This is a genomic window from Chryseobacterium sp. OV279 (genome assembly GCF_900128945.1).
Lineage (GTDB): Bacteria > Bacteroidota > Bacteroidia > Flavobacteriales > Weeksellaceae > Chryseobacterium.
On the sequence record NZ_FQUD01000004.1, the window covers coordinates 636429 to 653597 of the forward strand.

The 17169-nt window shown below is 37.3% G+C and carries 14 protein-coding genes and 1 riboswitch; of the genes, 6 read left to right on the top strand and 8 right to left on the bottom strand.

Annotation, left to right across the window (positions count from 1 at the left end):
- The gene (locus tag BUA72_RS19905) at positions 1-906 is read left to right on the top strand and encodes a GYDIA family GHMP kinase (RefSeq protein ID WP_072924756.1); all 906 of its coding nucleotides are present in this window, start codon (positions 1-3) and stop codon (positions 904-906) included.
- 127 nt (positions 907-1033) lie between these two features.
- On the top strand, positions 1034-2650 hold the full coding sequence (gene pckA / locus BUA72_RS19910) for a phosphoenolpyruvate carboxykinase (ATP) (protein ID WP_034723906.1): 1617 nt from the start codon (positions 1034-1036) through the stop codon (positions 2648-2650).
- Positions 2651-2983: 333 nt separating this feature from the next.
- On the opposite strand, the gene BUA72_RS19915 is transcribed toward pckA, so the two are convergent.
- The gene (locus tag BUA72_RS19915) at positions 2984-3391 is read right to left on the bottom strand and encodes a type II 3-dehydroquinate dehydratase (RefSeq protein WP_072924758.1); all 408 of its coding nucleotides are present in this window, start codon (positions 3389-3391) and stop codon (positions 2984-2986) included.
- A 234-nt stretch (positions 3392-3625) separates the two neighbouring features.
- A riboswitch (SAM riboswitch) is annotated at positions 3626-3723 on the top strand.
- An 83-nt stretch (positions 3724-3806) separates the two neighbouring features.
- On the opposite strand from BUA72_RS19915, the gene BUA72_RS19920 reads away from it, so the two are divergent.
- Together BUA72_RS19920 and BUA72_RS19925 are read left to right on the top strand one after the other, a co-directional pair.
- Complete coding sequence (locus tag BUA72_RS19920) at positions 3807-6740, top strand: SusC/RagA family TonB-linked outer membrane protein (RefSeq protein ID WP_072924759.1); 2934 nt, start codon at positions 3807-3809, stop codon at positions 6738-6740.
- Positions 6741-6758: 18 nt separating this feature from the next.
- Positions 6759-8252 (top strand): RagB/SusD family nutrient uptake outer membrane protein, encoded by a 1494-nt coding sequence (locus BUA72_RS19925; RefSeq protein ID WP_072924761.1) that lies wholly within the window; start codon positions 6759-6761, stop codon positions 8250-8252.
- Between the two features lie 163 nt (positions 8253-8415).
- Here the strand turns inward: BUA72_RS19925 and BUA72_RS19930 are convergent, their stop codons facing one another.
- From BUA72_RS19930 to BUA72_RS19965, 7 genes are all read right to left on the bottom strand, one after another.
- A complete protein-coding gene (locus tag BUA72_RS19930; RefSeq protein ID WP_139259652.1) occupies positions 8416-8772 on the bottom strand; it encodes a hypothetical protein in 357 nt (118 codons plus the stop codon).
- Positions 8773-8867: 95 nt separating this feature from the next.
- Positions 8868-9437, bottom strand: coding sequence for a hypothetical protein (locus tag BUA72_RS19935; RefSeq protein ID WP_072924764.1), 570 nt, complete (start codon positions 9435-9437; stop codon positions 8868-8870).
- A 60-nt stretch (positions 9438-9497) separates the two neighbouring features.
- A complete protein-coding gene (locus BUA72_RS19940) occupies positions 9498-10037 on the bottom strand; it encodes an SMI1/KNR4 family protein (protein WP_072924765.1) in 540 nt (179 codons plus the stop codon).
- Between the two features lie 8 nt (positions 10038-10045).
- The gene (locus tag BUA72_RS19945) at positions 10046-10429 is read right to left on the bottom strand and encodes a hypothetical protein (protein ID WP_072924767.1); all 384 of its coding nucleotides are present in this window, start codon (positions 10427-10429) and stop codon (positions 10046-10048) included.
- A 34-nt stretch (positions 10430-10463) separates the two neighbouring features.
- Entirely contained in the window at positions 10464-10952 is a 489-nt protein-coding gene (locus BUA72_RS19950) for a hypothetical protein (protein WP_072924768.1), read from the bottom strand.
- Positions 10953-11244: 292 nt separating this feature from the next.
- Entirely contained in the window at positions 11245-11736 is a 492-nt protein-coding gene (locus tag BUA72_RS19960; RefSeq protein WP_072924771.1) for a hypothetical protein, read from the bottom strand.
- A 2-nt stretch (positions 11737-11738) separates the two neighbouring features.
- Positions 11739-12212 carry a hypothetical protein gene (locus tag BUA72_RS19965; RefSeq protein WP_072924773.1) on the bottom strand — a complete coding sequence of 158 codons (474 nt, stop codon included), beginning with the start codon at positions 12210-12212 and terminating at the stop codon, positions 11739-11741.
- A gap of 135 nt (positions 12213-12347) precedes the next feature.
- Between BUA72_RS19965 and BUA72_RS19970 the strand changes: the two genes are divergently transcribed.
- Both BUA72_RS19970 and BUA72_RS19975 read left to right on the top strand, forming a co-directional pair.
- Positions 12348-12671: a DUF6660 family protein gene (locus tag BUA72_RS19970; RefSeq protein WP_034723892.1), complete on the top strand. Its 324-nt coding sequence runs from the start codon at positions 12348-12350 to the stop codon at positions 12669-12671.
- Between the two features lie 135 nt (positions 12672-12806).
- A complete protein-coding gene (locus tag BUA72_RS19975) occupies positions 12807-17168 on the top strand; it encodes a CusA/CzcA family heavy metal efflux RND transporter (protein ID WP_072924774.1) in 4362 nt (1453 codons plus the stop codon).
- Position 17169: the final 1 nt, after the last annotated feature.

Consider the following 17169-nt stretch of genomic DNA (forward strand, 5'->3'; position numbering starts at 1 on the left):
ATGAGCGGGATATTTTCACCGGGCAAGCTTATGCTTACTTCTGAATATTTCGCCATAGACGGAGCTCTTGTCCTGGCGGTACCTACCAAGCTTGGACAAGAGTTTTTTTTTGAAGAAAAAGAAGATGAAAAATCCCTGATCTTTTGGGAAGCCTATCATCAAAACAAATTATGGTTTAAGGCTGTCATAGACTACAAAATCTGGCAGATCCTCGAGACCAATATTCCTTCAAGCGCTGAATTTATTCTTAAAACCTTACAAAACGTTCAGCGGCTTTCTAAAACTCAATTCAAAAATAATTATACTTACCATCTGAAGACCAATCTTCAGTTTCCTGCAGATTATGGACTCGGAAGCAGTTCAACGCTAATGAACAACCTTGCGGAATGGGCAGCTATTGATCCTTTTTATTTAAACAGCATCAGTCTAGGCGGAAGCGGGTACGATATTGCCGTTGCCAAAGAGAAATCAGCCATCCTGTTCAGAAGTAAACCTGAGATCTTTTATGAAAAGACAGATTTTAGTCCTCCGTTCAAAAATGAACTGATCTTTATTCACTTAAATCAGAAACAGGACAGCAGGGAAGGAATTAACTTTTACAAGTCAAAACCGAAGTCTCAAATACTCGTTGATGAATTTTCGGATATCACAGAAAAAGTTTTGTTATGCAGTGAATTGGAAAAATTTTCCGAACTGATGATGATTCATGAACAAAAAATATCGAAATTCCTTGAAATTCCCACAGTTAAAGAGAAATTTTTCGCAGACTGTCCGGTTTTTGTTAAAAGTTTGGGGGCCTGGGGCGGAGATTTTGTGATGAGTGCTAAATTTGACGGCTATGAGGACTATTTTTGGGGAAAAGGTTTTAATACCGTTTTTCAATGGTCTGATATAATTAATTTATAATCAATAAATTACAATCCTTTTTTTTTATTTGTCATTCTGACTTATATCATTATATTTAAACCACCTTTAACAAATAATTAATATTAATTTTGTTGAACCCAATAAAGAAATAGAAAATATAAGTAAAATGAAACACGCTAAAATCATCCAGGATTTAGAAAAATTAGGGATTAAAGGAAATTATGAAGTAGTCTATAACCCGTCTTACGAAGAGTTATATCAGGCTGAAGTGGCTCCTGATAATCAAGGCTTTGAGCAAGCTGAACTTACGGAATCCGGTGCTGTATCAGTAAAAACTGGAATTTTCACAGGTCGTTCACCTAAAGACAGATACATAGTTCAGGATGATGTTACAAGAGATACAATTTTCTGGGATGGGAAAGTAAACCTTCCTACTACAGCGGAAAATTTTGATTCTTGTAAAGGATTAGTGCTGAACCAGCTTTCTGAGGCTAAGAAAATTTATGTAGTGGATGCTTTTTGTGGCACCAATACAGATACCAGGCTAAAAGTAAGGTTCATCGTTGAGGTAGCGTGGCAGGCGCATTTCGTTACTAATATGTTTATCCGTCCGTCTCACTACGAGCTTGAAAACTTCGGGGAGCCGGATTTCACAGTGATCAACGGTTCTAAAACTACGAACCCGAACTGGGAAGCTCAGGGATTAAACTCTGAAAACTTCATCATGTTCAATCTTACAGAAAAACTACAAATCATCGGAGGTACCTGGTACGGAGGTGAAATGAAAAAGGGAATGTTTGCCATGATGAACTATTACCTTCCATTGAAGGGAATGGCTTCTATGCACTGTTCTGCCAACGTAGGTGAAGAAGGAGATGTTGCTCTTTTCTTCGGTCTTTCCGGAACTGGAAAAACAACTTTATCTGCAGATCCTAAAAGATTCCTGATCGGTGACGACGAGCACGGTTGGGACAACAATGGTGTATTCAACTACGAAGGTGGATGTTACGCTAAAGTGATTGACCTTTCTGAAGAGAAAGAACCGGATATTTTCAGAGCGATCAAAAGAGATGCACTTCTTGAAAATGTAGTCGTAAACAACGGAGTTGCTGACTATACAGACGGATCTATCACTGAAAATACAAGAGTATCTTACCCAATTTATCATATCAACAAGATTGTTCTTCCATCTAAGGCTGGACATGCTAAGAAGATCGTTTATCTTTCTGCTGATGCATTCGGAGTATTGCCTCCGGTTTCTATCTTGGATGAAAACCAGGCTCAGTACCACTTCCTTTGCGGATATACTTCCAAACTGGCAGGTACCGAAAGAGGAATTACAGAACCGGAACCATCTTTCTCTCCTGCATTCGGAGAAGCTTTCCTTACCCTTCACCCAACTATGTATTCTAAAACACTGATCGGGAAAATGAAGGAGCACGGAGCTAAAGCTTATCTTGTCAACACAGGATGGAACGGAACAGGAAAGAGAATTTCTCTGAAAGATACAAGAGCTATTATCGATGCCATCATTGACGGTTCTATCGAAAATGCTCCTAAAACTCAGGTTCCGATCATGAATCTTGAAATTCCAACTCAGCTTCCAAATGTTTCTGAAGGTATCCTTGATCCTAGAGAAACGTACAGCAATGCTGCAGAATGGGAAGAAAAAGCAAAAGATCTTGCGGCAAGATATATCAAAAACTTTGAACAGTACTGCGATACTGAAGAAGGAAGAAAGTTAATCGCTTCCGGACCTCAGCTTCAACAGCAGACTACTTAATACAACAAAAGCCTCATCATCGATGAGGCTTTTTTTTATGATCTTTTTCTGTGTCTGTTTAAAATTGGTTTTAATTTCCTTAATCTGAATAAACTTTAGTTTATTTCTTATTTAAACATTAAGGATTTAAGCAATGCACTTATCGTTATGAATGAAGAAATCAATAAATTGATTTTTTAAGTTCTTTAAGCACGTAATCTCTTAAGATCTTAATTTCTTAATGTTAAAAAAAACAGTTAGAATTCTATAGTATTTATTTCATTAAACTGATTTCTCTTTCAAATAAAACGCAATCATCCGTGTAAATCTGTGTAATCAGTGGTTAATAAACTTTTATCTTAAGCTCAATAAAGCCAATCTGTATCCGTCCATCCCAAAACCGGATAATACCGCATCGGTATTCGCGGCTGTTACAGATTTCTGACGGAATTCTTCCCTTTTGTAAATATTACTGATGTGAACCTCGATTTTAGGTTTCCTGATATTCTTTAAACAGTCTGCAATAGCATACGAATAGTGCGTATACGCTCCGGGATTAATCACCAGCGCATCAAAATTATCCTCCTGAAGCCTGTTTATAATTTCCCCTTCAATATTGGATTGGTAATAGTCCAGTTCATCAGATGAAAATTCAGATCTCAGTGTTTCCATGCATGATTCCATAGAAGTACTGCCGTAGATCTCAGGTTCTCTTGTGCCCAAAAGATTCAGATTGGGTCCGTTTACAATTAAAACTTTCATTCTATAAATTTAAATAGTTTCGTTCTATTTTCGCGCTTTTTTTTACAGTTTTGGTTAATTACATTATGTGTAATGATATTTATCATGTTTGGTTATTTCGTAATCCTGTAACTCTTTACTGTAGCGTTGTTTGATTAATAATTAAGTTAATTTTTGAAAATATTTCATAATAAATTTTAAAGTCTACTTGTTTTGTAGACTAATTGTTTTTAGATTTGCAGACATATTTCGATCGGCTTATAAAGAAAGATGGAGGGAACTGACCCAGTGAAATCTTGACAACCTGCCCATGTGCAAGGTGTTACATTCAGCCTATAAAGGAAAAATAAGCATTTGGTTAATCGTATGTATCGATGCCCTTTGCTGACTTTTCTGCAAAGGGCTAAATTTTAATATATGACAAATAAAATTGGTTATGATTAGTAAAAGTTTAATTAATTCTAAAGTTTGGATTCCATCTGTTGCTGTATTTTTCCTTGGAATTATGAGTGTGCAGGCTCAGGAAGCCAAGCCTAAAAAAGATACGATCAAGGAAAAGGAAATCGATGAAGTAGTAGTGATTGCTTACGGTAAGGCTAAAAGAACAAGCTATACCGGTTCAGTAGCTACCATCTCCAGCGATAAAATCAATAACAGAGCGGTTACCAATATTACAAAAGCTCTGGAAGGGCAGGTGCCGGGAGTTCAGGCAGTAAGTGCATCAGGGCAGCCGGGCGCTACCGCTTCTGTAAGGATAAGAGGAGTTGGCTCTATCAGTGCTTCCAGCGATCCTCTGTATGTGGTAGACGGAATTCCTTTTGACGGAAATATCAATTCCATCAGCCCCAATGACATTGAATCCATCAGTGTTTTAAAAGATGCTACGGCAAGTTCATTATACGGATCAAGAGGTGCTAATGGAATCATCATCATTACCACAAAATCCGGGAAAAAAGGAGAGTCAAGGGTGAATTTTAATATCAGCCAGGGATTTTCCGGCAGAGCGGTAAAAGATTATAAGCAGGTAAGTACGGATCAGTATTTTCAGCTGTATTGGGAAGCATTGAGAAACGGATACAAGTCCGGTCAGATTTCTTCGCAACAGGCAGGTCAGATGGCCAGTGACAACCTTGTGACTGCCCTTGGAATCAATCCTTACGGAGCCGGATATCCACAGCCTGTAGGACCGGACGGAAAACTTCTTCCGGGAGCAAAACCTTTATGGAATGACGACTGGAGAGATATTCTTCAAAGAACGGCTTCCAGAAGTCAGGTGGATTTTGATATCAGCGGAGGCAGTGAGAAAAGCAATTATTTCTTTTCATTAGGATATCTGGATGATAAAGGAATTGCCATCGAATCAGGTTTTCAAAAATTTGCCACCAGACTGAAGGTGAATACTGAAGTGAAGAAATGGCTGAATGCAGGGGTGAATTTAAGCTACACCAACAGTATACAGAATGCGCCGCCATCTTCAGATTCAAGACAGGACAATATCATCCAGGCAGCGAGAGCAGTTCCGTCTTTCTATCCTTATTACGAAAGAAATGCTGATGGAAGTTACAGGCTTGATGCGGATGGAAACAGAATCTATGATTTTGGTAAATACAGACCAACGAATGCATTGCAGAATCAAAATGCTGCTGCAACGCTACCTTTAGATAAAAATGAAAATAAAGAAGATAACTTCTCCGGAAAAGGATTTTTAGAATTTACTTTCCTTCCTGAATTGAAGTTTAAGAGCAGTTTTTCTGTTGATTTAGTGAATTACAACGGACATTATTATTCGAATCCGCTTATCGGGGAAGGAAGCGAAATTGGTGGTTCTGTAACGAGATCAAACAGCAGAACACTTTCTTATACGACCAGTAATATTCTGACGTATGATAAAAAATTCGGGAAACATCACATCAATGTTTTGGGAGGTCAGGAATTTTATAAATACGATTACCAGACGATTTCAGGTTCCAGAAGCCAGTTTTCACTTCCTTATTATTATGAGCCGGATGCAGCCGCTTTGTTGGGAAGTTTCAGCGGAAACAGTGATAAATTCTCTCTGTTGAGTTTCCTGGGAAGAGCGGAGTATGATTTTAACAATACGTATTTTCTATCCGTTTCAGGAAGAGCAGACGGTTCTTCAAGATTCTTTGCCGATAACAGATGGGGTAAATTCTGGTCCGTTGGAGGTTCATGGAAAGTTTCAAATGAAAACTTTATTAAAGATCTGAACTTCTTCAACCAGCTGACGCTTCGTGCAAGTTACGGTGGACAAGGAAATGATAAACTAAGGAGGCCTAATGGATCTTCACTGTATTACGCTTATCAGGAATTATACAAATTTTATAATAACCTTGGCGAGCCGGGAACTGTTCTTGAGAAAGTGCAGACCAATGACGTGAAATGGGAAACCAATCTTAATTTAAATGTAGGTTTAGAATTCGCTATTCTTAATAACAGGGTTAAAGGTAACGTAGAATATTTTAAACGTAAAAGCCAGGATCTTCTGTTTAATATGCCCGTTGCGCCATCCCTTGGAATCAGTGATTTTCCTTTTAATGTCGGAACATTACAGAATACCGGTTTCGAATTCTCCTTATTCACAACGCCCATCAAGAATGATAATTTCCAGTGGAATGTGGATGTGAACCTGAGTACTTTACAGAACAAAATTACAAAGCTGCCGAAAGGAGCAGTGGTAACTTCTACAAAACGTATGGAAGTAGGAGGTTCTGTTTATGATTTTTATCTTCAGGAATGGAAAGGTGTAGATCCTACGAACGGAAAACCTTTGTGGAGGTATATCTATCAGGATGCCAACGGAAATACGGTAGACGGAACCACTTCCGAATATTCGAAAGCGACAAGAACCCTTCAGGGATCTGCATTACCTAAAGTAACCGGTGGGATCAGCACAAGTGTGGCTTATAAAAATTTCGACTTTTCAGGATTGCTGACCTTCAGTATCGGAGGAAAAATTCTGGATACGGATTATACTTCATTAATGTCCAGCGGAAGTTCTGCAGGACGCGCATGGAGTGCAGAAATGCTGAACAGATGGACTCCGGACAACCCTAACACTGACGTTCCTGCATTGAATACCACAACGAATAACTGGAACGCTTCTTCTTCAAGATTTTTATATTCAGGAACGTATGCAAGGCTTAAAAATGTGAGTCTGGGGTACACACTTCCTTCGGATTATTTCGAAAAATTAGGACTGAAGAAATTCAGAATTTATATTCAGGCTGAGAACCTTCTGACCTTCTACAAACATAAAGGAATGGATCCGGAGCAGGCTTTGGATGGAACTACGTATTACAGATACCCTGCAATGAGAACGATTACTTTCGGTCTTCAGGCGACTCTTTAAACTTTTAAAATCGAAACAATGAAAAAATTAAAATATATATCTTTTGCCCTGATTGCTTTATGGTCACTGACAAGCTGTGAAAGCGAGCTGGAAACGGCTCCTACCGATCAGGCCAATGGTGCAGAGGTTTTTAAAACAGCGGAAAGTGCAGAAACAGTAATTAATGGTGCATGGGCTAAACTTAATGATGACGGCCCGAACTATGCGAATAGCGGATATTCAACCGTTTTGAGAACTAGTGATGCAATGGGAAGTGATGTGGCGGTTCTTACGAATAAGTATGGTTTTCCGTCTGCCTATGCCTTTACCGAGATGATCAATAATACACTCTCGCGACCGCAGTTTATATGGACTACGCTTTATTCCACGATCAATAATATGAATAATGTGATTGCCCGTATTGACCAGACAGAAGGAAGCCAGGCGAAAAAAGATCAGGTCAAAGGTCAGGCTAAAGCATTGCGTGCTTTCGGTTATCTGAACCTGGCGAGTTTTTACCAGTTCAGTTATCTGAAAGACAAAACAGCACTTACGGCACCAATTTACACAGAACCTTCGACAATCAGTTCTGTACCGAAGAAAAAAGCAAGTCTTGAAGAAATTTATACACTGATCAAAAGCGATCTTACGGAAGCAGATAACCTTTTGACCAATTATACGAGAAATAATAAAGACAAGATCAACAAAGCTGTTGTCAACGGACTTTTAGCGAGAACCTACCTGAATACCGGTGAATGGACTAAAGCTGCCGCTGCAGCCAAAATAGCCAGAGCTGGATATCCTTTAATGATCGCTGAAAAATACAAAGAAGGTTTCAATGACATCAATAACGGTGAATGGATCTGGGGACACGGACAAACTCAGGAACAGTCGGGAGCGAGCTATGCTTTCCATTTTCTGGATGTATCTTCTTCGGGGAGTTATTACTATAGCTTTATGGCAGACCCATTTTTCAAAAACCTGTTTGATACCAATGACATCCGGTCTCAGCTGTTTCAGTGGGATGGTCTGCCGGGTAGAGAAGGTCTGCTAAGGTATTCCAAGTTTAAATTTAAAACCGGACTTATCGCAGATATTGTATTCATGAGAGCGGCAGAAATGTACCTGATCGAAGCTGAAGCTGAAGCCAGAAACGGAAATGTTGCCAATGCGGTTACAGCATTAAACCAATTGAAAGCGGCCAGAAATGCCAATCCTTACACAGGATCTCTTGCTCAGACTGATGTCATCACAGAAATTCTGCTTGAAAGAAGAAAAGAACTTTTCGGGGAAGGATTCTCCCTTTCAGATATTATCAGAACGCAGGGAACAGTGGTAAGAAAACCATTCGTAGATACCAGCGGACAACCGATAAAAGTTCAGGTAACCACTCCTGACGGAACCGTAAAAACAGTAAATGGAAGAGGACATACAGTTTTCTCATTCCCGGAACAGATGCCTTTTGCACCCAATAACAAGTATTTGTTATTCAGTATTCCTCAGAAAGAACTGGATAATAATCCAAACCTGTAATTTTATTTAGATTTGATTTTTTTTAGCCATCGTGTAATGCGGTGGCTTTTTTTGTTCTTGATTAGGTTTGTTATAAGGAAAAAGCCTGCTTCGTTAGAAGCAGGCTTAAATCTGTATAAAGTAATATAAAACAGACTGCTGTTTGGGCAGTCAGTCTATTTCTCTATTTTACGAATTTGAATTTTATGGTCTTATCTCCTTGCTTAATAAATATGGTATCACGTACTATTTTTTTATAGAAATTGTAATCACTTATTTCTAAGCCAAAGATAAAAGACTTTCTATTTTCGTCATATATCATTTGATGGGACTCTTCTTTTTTTAGAGTTATATAAGTTTCTTCTTTTTTATTATTTTCAAGTCCGTCTAATATAAATTCCTTATACTTCAAAGAAGAAATTACGCTTAAATTAGTATTGTTTTTATTTCCATTAATAACCTCAAAATAGTTCATCTTCGTTGCACAAGAATGAAGTATTAATAGGAAAATAATGCATGTAAATAATTTATAATTTTTCATTTATTATTTAATTTTAGTCCCCATGATAAAGATATCTAGAAATTATAGGATGATTGATTGTTTTACCATTAACTTTTTGAAGCAGAAATAATGCTTCAAAGTTGAGTTCCTTTATATTCTTTTATATTAAAATAACTTGAAGAATTAGAATTTACAATCTTTTTTAATAATTCCTTATCTGTGCTTAATAAATCTATATTCAAATGCCCTGATATTTTTATAACAAACGGAATTTTATGATTTGAAATAGCTATATCATTATATAAAATCTCCTTTTGATTAAATACAGCATGAGGGTACGAAATTAAATCTCTGGTAAATTTCAACAGATCATCTTTTGAAAAAATTAAAGCGCCTATAAACGTATTAGGGATATTATTATTTTTGAATAAGTCTCTTAATGAGACTAAAGTTTTGTCATCATTTGGAAACCAAATCACATCTGTATAGTCATGATTGACAATCCATTGATGTTTGTTGTCTGGTTGGTTGATAATGTTTTTAAACCAGTCTTCATAGGCATTAAGATACAGGTCTAAACCAATATCTTTTCCTTCAAAGACACCTGGTAATTGAAACGAAACTCCATACCATTTTTTTAATGACAAATATTGTTTTCTATCGTAAGGAAGAAGTTCTTGGACTTCCGTTTTGAATTCAGCCATAATATGTTTTTTTCACCTTATCGTTAAACCATTGATGAGGCTTATCCTTGAATTGAACTATTATAAAGTGTTATTTTCTTTTGTCTCATGAATATTAATCAATGAATCCAAAACTTCTGGATTTTTTTCCGATGATGAATAATCATAAAGTTTTGGAGTGTCATCTATATATAATTTTATAAAATCTGCCAGTGAATGAGTAATGGGTTGAAACGAATCCTTATCAGCGACAATTCCAATGACATAGTCTTCGTGATTGATCATCTCAAAACCATACCACCAACTTTTATGCATATATTCTGCAAACAAAAAAAAGCGTTCTTTATTTTTTAGCTTAGAGTTTTGAAATTCAGTACTTAATGGAATAAGTGCTTCTAATGGATAAAACAAAAAACCTTCCTCATCAGATTCATTAGGATAAAAAATTTCCATACCATTCAGTTCTGAATAAAAGTCTACAAAGTCTTGTGGTAAATGGATATTATTACTTTTCTGAAATTCATCAATATCTTGTTTTGAGTTTGAGGAGGTCAGAATACCTTGTTTTCCCCAAAATTTAATTAATTCGGTCAACATTTGTTTTAAACTAGTTTTCTCCATAAGTGTATTTACTCCTCAATTTTAAACTGCTTCTTCTCTGGCGGAACTACTTTTATGACAATCTGTTGATTGTTTTTTAACTCCCCTTCTCCATATTCATCCGATCCAAAAGCATGGTTGAGACCATCAGTTTCAAAACTGTATCTATTTTTCTTACTTATTTTAAGGGTAACAACTCCTGCAGAATTCGTAATGTATTCTCCAATTTTAACATATCTTCTTGGAATTCCCCATTTTGCCTGTCTTAGTGTAAGTCTGTCATTTACTCTTGGCTTCTGAGTATAGGAATCAACGACCTTGATGGTGACTTTAATTTCATTTTCTTTTGTAGAATTATTGCAACCCATTAACAGCACGCAAAAAAACATTTGCATAATTATTTTTACGATCATAGTCTTTTTTTAATATTTAAATAAGTAACCATTCTTATGCATACTTTCTGCTTATTAATAAAAACAGTAAGCCAATAATCATACTTAATACCAAATACAAATAATTTGCGGGATTATTGATGACAGTGTTGCCATCTATTTTCAATTTCTGTATTTCAACATCTTTATAATCTTTGTTTTCTTCCTCATCAACCCAGATCGAAATTTTGCTGCCTGCCGGAATTTCAGATGCTGCTTTTTCAAGATCTTGACTGCTTAGATCTTTTCCAGTGTTTTCATAGCTATAGAATCTATGATCAGTAGACTCACTTTCAATATATAAATAATTGATATTCAGGTTTGTTTTTCCATACTTGAACTCACTTTCTGTCTTTTCTTTTTCGATATAAACTTTTTCTACAGTTTGAATTGATGAGATCAAATGCTGAAGTTTATAATAATTATATAGCAGAACGATAACAGAACCTACAACTAAAACAGAACCAAAAACCGAGAGTTTATTTTTAAAAAGAAATCTTAGCATACTTTATGATAAATATTTTTAACGATATAAATGATTAAAAGAATAAGGCTGAATAAAAGTAAAAAGTAACTTAAAATTTTAAAATTTTGAGATTTTGTTTTAACTAAATCATTGAAAAATTTTGAATATTTATCTGTAGGTGTCTTATTGTTACCAATATTTGTAAAATAGTTGATAAAAATGCAAAATAGTCCACATAAAAATAATGCTATTGAAAGTTGTAAAATCTTTTCATCCATAATTTAAATTATCTTTTGTTTTGAGGAATGATTTTAATTGTTTCCTAAAATGCTTAATGCTTTTCAATTCTATAATAAATCAACGAATCAAAAGTTCTCATAAACCTTTTTAGTTTTTCACTTTTATCCTGGTCTATTTTGTCTTTTTCATTTATAAAATAATGATAATTAATAGATAGATTTCTTTTGTTGGTTTTAATGCTGATGGTCTTGGGAAAAGACATAGAATTTGTGCTTTCACCTATTTCAGAATCATCATTTAATGTATAAATCTGATTTTTATCAAAGCTTTTTGTCAGAATATCCCAATCATGGGTGGAAAATCGAATTTTAAAAGTATCAGACTTGGATTCTTCTGTAAAACTGTTGCTCTCATACACCACAATTCCTTTAGCTGTAGAAACAAAAGTATTCTCCTTTGAAAGAGAAATATCTCTGCCCTCCAGCCGTTCCTTTTCTGTACAGGAAGAGAGCATTACAAGGGAAAGGCAGACTACTGATTTTTTTATTTTAGATATCTTAAATAAAGGCTCAATATTTTCCATTCTTATTTCTTCTGAACAAAATAAACAACCTTCTCATTTTTATTTCGGTCTTTAAAACCAATCTTTATGCTGTCCAGACTTTCTCTTTTACTGATGTCATCATAATAGAGCACAAGATTGTCGTTGTTAATGCCTCCGCAGAAATCACAGTGAAAATCAAGAAACTGGCTATGATCGCTGTCTTCAGGAGAAAGACCTATCTCACCTGTTTTAAGATTTTTGATCCTTACACTGAAGGCAAAAAAACTTTTATTGATCGTCTGATCATTTTTTGAATTGAATTTAAAAGTGGTAAATGCTTCCACAATCTCATATTCTCCCTGATTGATCACCACCTTATTTTCCGTAGGACTGTATTCTTTGATTAAAAGTTTTCTACTCTTCGATTCTAAAATAGTTTGGGGCAGAAATTCTGTATCAGAGCCTACACAGGCGAACAGAGTTAAAAATAAAGAAATTAAAAAAAGTTTTTTCATAAGCTGTATCAGGCAGATCCTACTCCAAAAATAAAGAAAATATACCTTCCTTTCAAAAAACACTGCAATGTCAAGAATATATTAAATAGACTCTATAAATCTCCCGTTTTAGAAAAAAACTCTACCTTTGTCCATATGAACCTGTTAAGATGGATACTTGCATTCTATTTCATGGCATTGTCACTGATGCCTTGCGAAGATGTGCACCGTCCTGCAGGGCCTTCAGAAATTAAACTGTCATTCAATATTCAGGAATCCCATTCAAAGGACAAAGGAGATATCTGCTCACCACTGTGTACGTGCAGCTGCTGCCAGATGACGGTGTCTTCTTTCAAAATGGATCCTTTGTTTGAAATTCCGAGCCATGTTCAGGCTTACTTTTCAAAGAAAATTCTTTTCCAGAAAAACAATTTCGCTTACCAGATGTACGACCATATCTGGCAACCTCCTAAGATTTAATTTTTATTGATTATTGGAAAGTTAGGCTTTCTATCTATTGAACTTTGCAATACCATTGCAGAGGTCTTCGTGATATTTTTGCAACGGCATTATCGCCGTATGCAGTTATTACCAATAAAAAATTAAATACAGATCGTGTTAGATAAAATCATAAAATTCAGTATAAAAAACAAGGTGGTCGTTGGTATCATGACCCTGCTTCTCATTATCTGGGGCGTATGGAGTGCTACAAAACTTCCCATAGATGCTGTTCCTGATATTACCAACAATCAGGTGCAGATTATCACCGCTTGTCCTACACTCGCAGGGCAGGAAGTAGAGCAGCTTGTTACCTTTCCCATAGAGCAGAGTATTGCCAATGTTCCGGATATCCAGGAAACCCGAAGTATTTCAAGATTCGGACTTTCTGTGATCACTGTGGTATTCAAAGAAAATGTAGATGTTTATTTCGCCAGACAGCTGATCAATGAACAGTTGAAACTGGCCGTTGAAGAAATCCCCAAAGGAGTGGGAACTCCCGAACTTGCCCCTGTAAGTACAGGTCTTGGGGAAGTGTACCAGTATATTCTCCACCCGAAAAAAGGCAGCGAAAAGAAATATTCCGCTAAAGAACTCCGGACCATGCAGGACTGGATTGTCCGCAGGCAGCTGAATGGAACGCCGGGCGTTGCAGAAATCAACAGCTTCGGAGGAGAATTGAAACAGTATGAAGTAGGAGTAAATCCAGACCGCCTTAAAGCAATGGGCGTAAGCATTTCCGACATCTTTACAGCCTTAGAAAAAAACAACCAGAACACCGGTGGAGCTTATATAGACAAAAAACCGAATGCCTATTTTATTCGTGGAATTGGCTTTGTGACCTCATTGGAAGATATTAAAAATATTTCCGTTAAAAACGAAACAGGAAGCGTTCCCATTTTTATAAAAGACGTTGCAGATGTGCGTTTCGGAAGTGCTGTGCGTTACGGAGCACTGACCTACAACGGAAAAGTAGATGCCGTAGGCGGTGTCGTCATGATGCTGAAAGGAGCCAACAGTAACGATGTGGTCAGCCTGATTAAAGCTAAAATCCCAACCATTCAGAAATCCCTTCCTGATGATGTGGTGATAGAACCCTTTTTAGACAGAACAGATCTTGTCGGAAGAGCTATCAATACCGTAGAAAAAAACCTGATAGAAGGTGCCCTGATCGTTATTTTCGTATTGGTGGTTTTCCTTGGAAACCTTAGAGCAGGACTTATCGTAGCTTCAGCCATTCCATTATCCCTTCTTTTTGCTTTGGGAATGATGAATGTTTTCGGAGTCAGTGCCAATTTAATGAGCCTTGGAGCCATAGATTTCGGATTGATTGTGGATGGCGCCGTGATTATTGTGGAAGCCACCTTGCATCATTTAGGCGTAAGGAAATCGGTACGGAATCTTACCCAAAGCGAAATGGACGAGGAAGTTTTCCTTTCTGCCTCAAAAATCAGAAGCAGTGCGGCTTTTGGAGAAATCATTATCCTTATCGTTTACATCCCGATCCTTACACTGGCCGGAGTAGAAGGGAAAATGTTTACGCCAATGGCTAAGACAGTAGGATTTGCCATTTTAGGAGCATTAATCCTTTCTCTGACCTATATTCCAATGATGAGCGCCTTATTCCTGTCCAAAAAGATTTCGCATAAAGAAACTTTTTCAGATAAGATGATGAACTTCCTGCAGAAAATCTATCAGCCGATGCTGCATAAAGCTGTTAAAGTAAAATACATCATTGTTTCGGCTACGATTTTTATTTTCGTCATCAGTGCCTTTATTTTCAAAAATATGGGTGGTGAATTTATTCCGCAGTTACAGGAAGGAGATTATGCATTCCACTGTATTCTGCCGCAGGGAAGTTCACTCAGTCAGAGTATCGAAACCTCCATGCAGGCTTCAAGAATTATCAAACAGTTTGATGAGGTGAAAATGGTCGTAGGAAAAACCGGTTCCGCTGAGGTTCCTACCGATCCGATGCCTCCTGAAGCCACCGACCTGATTGTCGTTTTAAAACCACAAAGCGAATGGAAATCAAAAAAATCTTATACAGAACTCGCCGATGAAATCAGTGAGAAATTAGAAACCATTCCCGGGGTGTTTTTTGAAAAGAACCAGCCGATTCAGATGCGTTTTAATGAGCTGATGACGGGGATCAGACAGGATGTTGCCGTTAAAATTTTCGGTGAGAATCTGGATTCACTGTCTATTTATGCAGATAAAGTAGGAAAGATCATCCAGACCGTTGATGGTGCGACACCTCCTCAGATCGAAAGGATAAGCGGACTTCCTCAGATCAATGTAGAATACGACAGAACGAGAATGGCCAATTATGGTTTAAATATAGAAGACGTAAACAATGCCGTAAGTACAGCGTTTGCCGGAAAAGCAGCCGGGCAGGTTTTTGAAAACGAAAGACGTTTTGATCTTGTCGTCCGTCTCGACAGCCTTCACAGGACGAATATTGATGATGTGAATAATTTAATGATCTCGACCGGGACAGGAGCTCAGATTCCGCTTTCTCAGGTAGCCAATGTCAGCTATAAACTGGGGCCTGCACAGATCAGCCGTGAAGAAGGAAAAAGAAGAATTGTGATCGGATTTAATGTAAAAGGTCGTGATGTACAAAGTGTGGTAAAGGATATTCAGGCTAAACTGGATAAACAAATCAAGTTACCTTCAGGATACTATTTTACCTATGGTGGCCAGTTTGAAAATCTGCAGGAAGCCAGCAAGCGTCTGATGATCGCGGTTCCGGTTTCCCTGTTTCTGATTTTTATGCTGCTCTATTTCACCTTCCACTCTTTTAAACAGGCTGCATTGATCTTTACAGCCATTCCGATGAGTGCCATCGGAGGGGTTTTTGCCCTTCTTTTAAGAGATATGCCGTTCAGTATCAGTGCAGGAATCGGGTTTATCGCTCTTTTTGGTGTTGCAGTTCTTAACGGAATTGTTTTGATCGGAACCTTTAATCAACTCGAAAAAGACGGCGAGACAGATGTATTGAAGAGGGTATATGAAGGAACGAAAACCAGATTAAGACCCGTTCTCATGACCGCAACAGTAGCTTCATTAGGATTCTTACCGATGGCGATTTCGACTGGAGCAGGAGCAGAGGTACAGAAACCATTGGCAACTGTAGTCATCGGAGGATTGGTGACCGCTACATTCCTTACTTTATTTGTTCTGCCAATGCTCTATATTATTTTTAATTCAAAGATTCCACGAAAGATGAATAGAATTAAACCCATCACAACAGTTATTGTTCTTGGATTTCTGATGTTCGGACAGACGTTCAAAGCGCAGACCAGACAGATTTCCGTAGATCAGGCAGTAGAAATGGCCGCCGAAAACAATTTGGTTTTAAAATCAAAAGATCTGAATATAAAATCAGCAGAAGCTTTGAAAGGAACGGCAAAAGAACTTCCCAAATTAAATTTTGAAGCACAGCTTGGACAATACAACAGTCCGAAATTCGACCAGTCATTTGCCATTTCGCAGAGCATTCCCTTTCCTACGCTGTTCAAAGCAAGGAGAGAATTGATCACTGAAAATATAAAAACCAGACAGATCGATAAAGAAGTTTCGGCGAATGAACTTACAAAACAGGTAAGAACCTATTATTATCAGATCGAATATCTTCAGTACAATAAATTTAAACTGAAAGATCTCGACAGTCTTTATCAGGATTTTATCAGGATTGCAACCGTAAGATTTAAAGCGGGAGATATCAAGAAGATTGAAATTAATACAGCAGAAACCCAAAAAGGAGAAATCAATCTGCTGTTGAAACAGAATGAAGTGTATTTAAACAATGCATATAAAAATTTAAAGACATTGCTGAATACTTCCGAGAATTTCGAAGTTCCGTTTAAAAGCGATTATGAACCTTTGAAGACCGAAAATATTCTGGACAGTTCATCAGTCGCCAACAATCCTACGGTCAAAGCTTTTTATCATGAAATGGAAATTGCCGAAAAGAACAAAAATGTGGAAAAATCACAGGGACTTCCTGAATTCAGCCTTGGTCTGACGAGCCAGTCACTGATAGGTTTGCATACCAAAAACGGACAGGAGAAATTCTATAATGCCGGAGACCGTTTCAATTCGTTTTCTGTAGGCGTTGCCATTCCGTTGACGTTTGGAGCGACAAAAGCGAGAATGCAGTCTCTGGAATATGAAAAATATGCCGCTGAAACCAATGCGAAGATGCAGCAGAAACAACTTTCGACGCAGCTTGAAAATGCTTTCGGGCAATATCAGCAGGATACACAGCAGTATGAATATTATGTAAGTCAGGCCATTCCGAATGCGGAAAAAATTGTTAAAGCAGCTCAGTTAGGCTACAAAACGGGAGAAATCTCTTATGTAGAATATCTTTTTGCCCTGCAGACCGCTACCAATATTCAGTTGAAATATTTAGAATCTATTCAGCAGGTCAACCAATCTGTAGTTACCATTAATTCAATCATCAATAAATAAC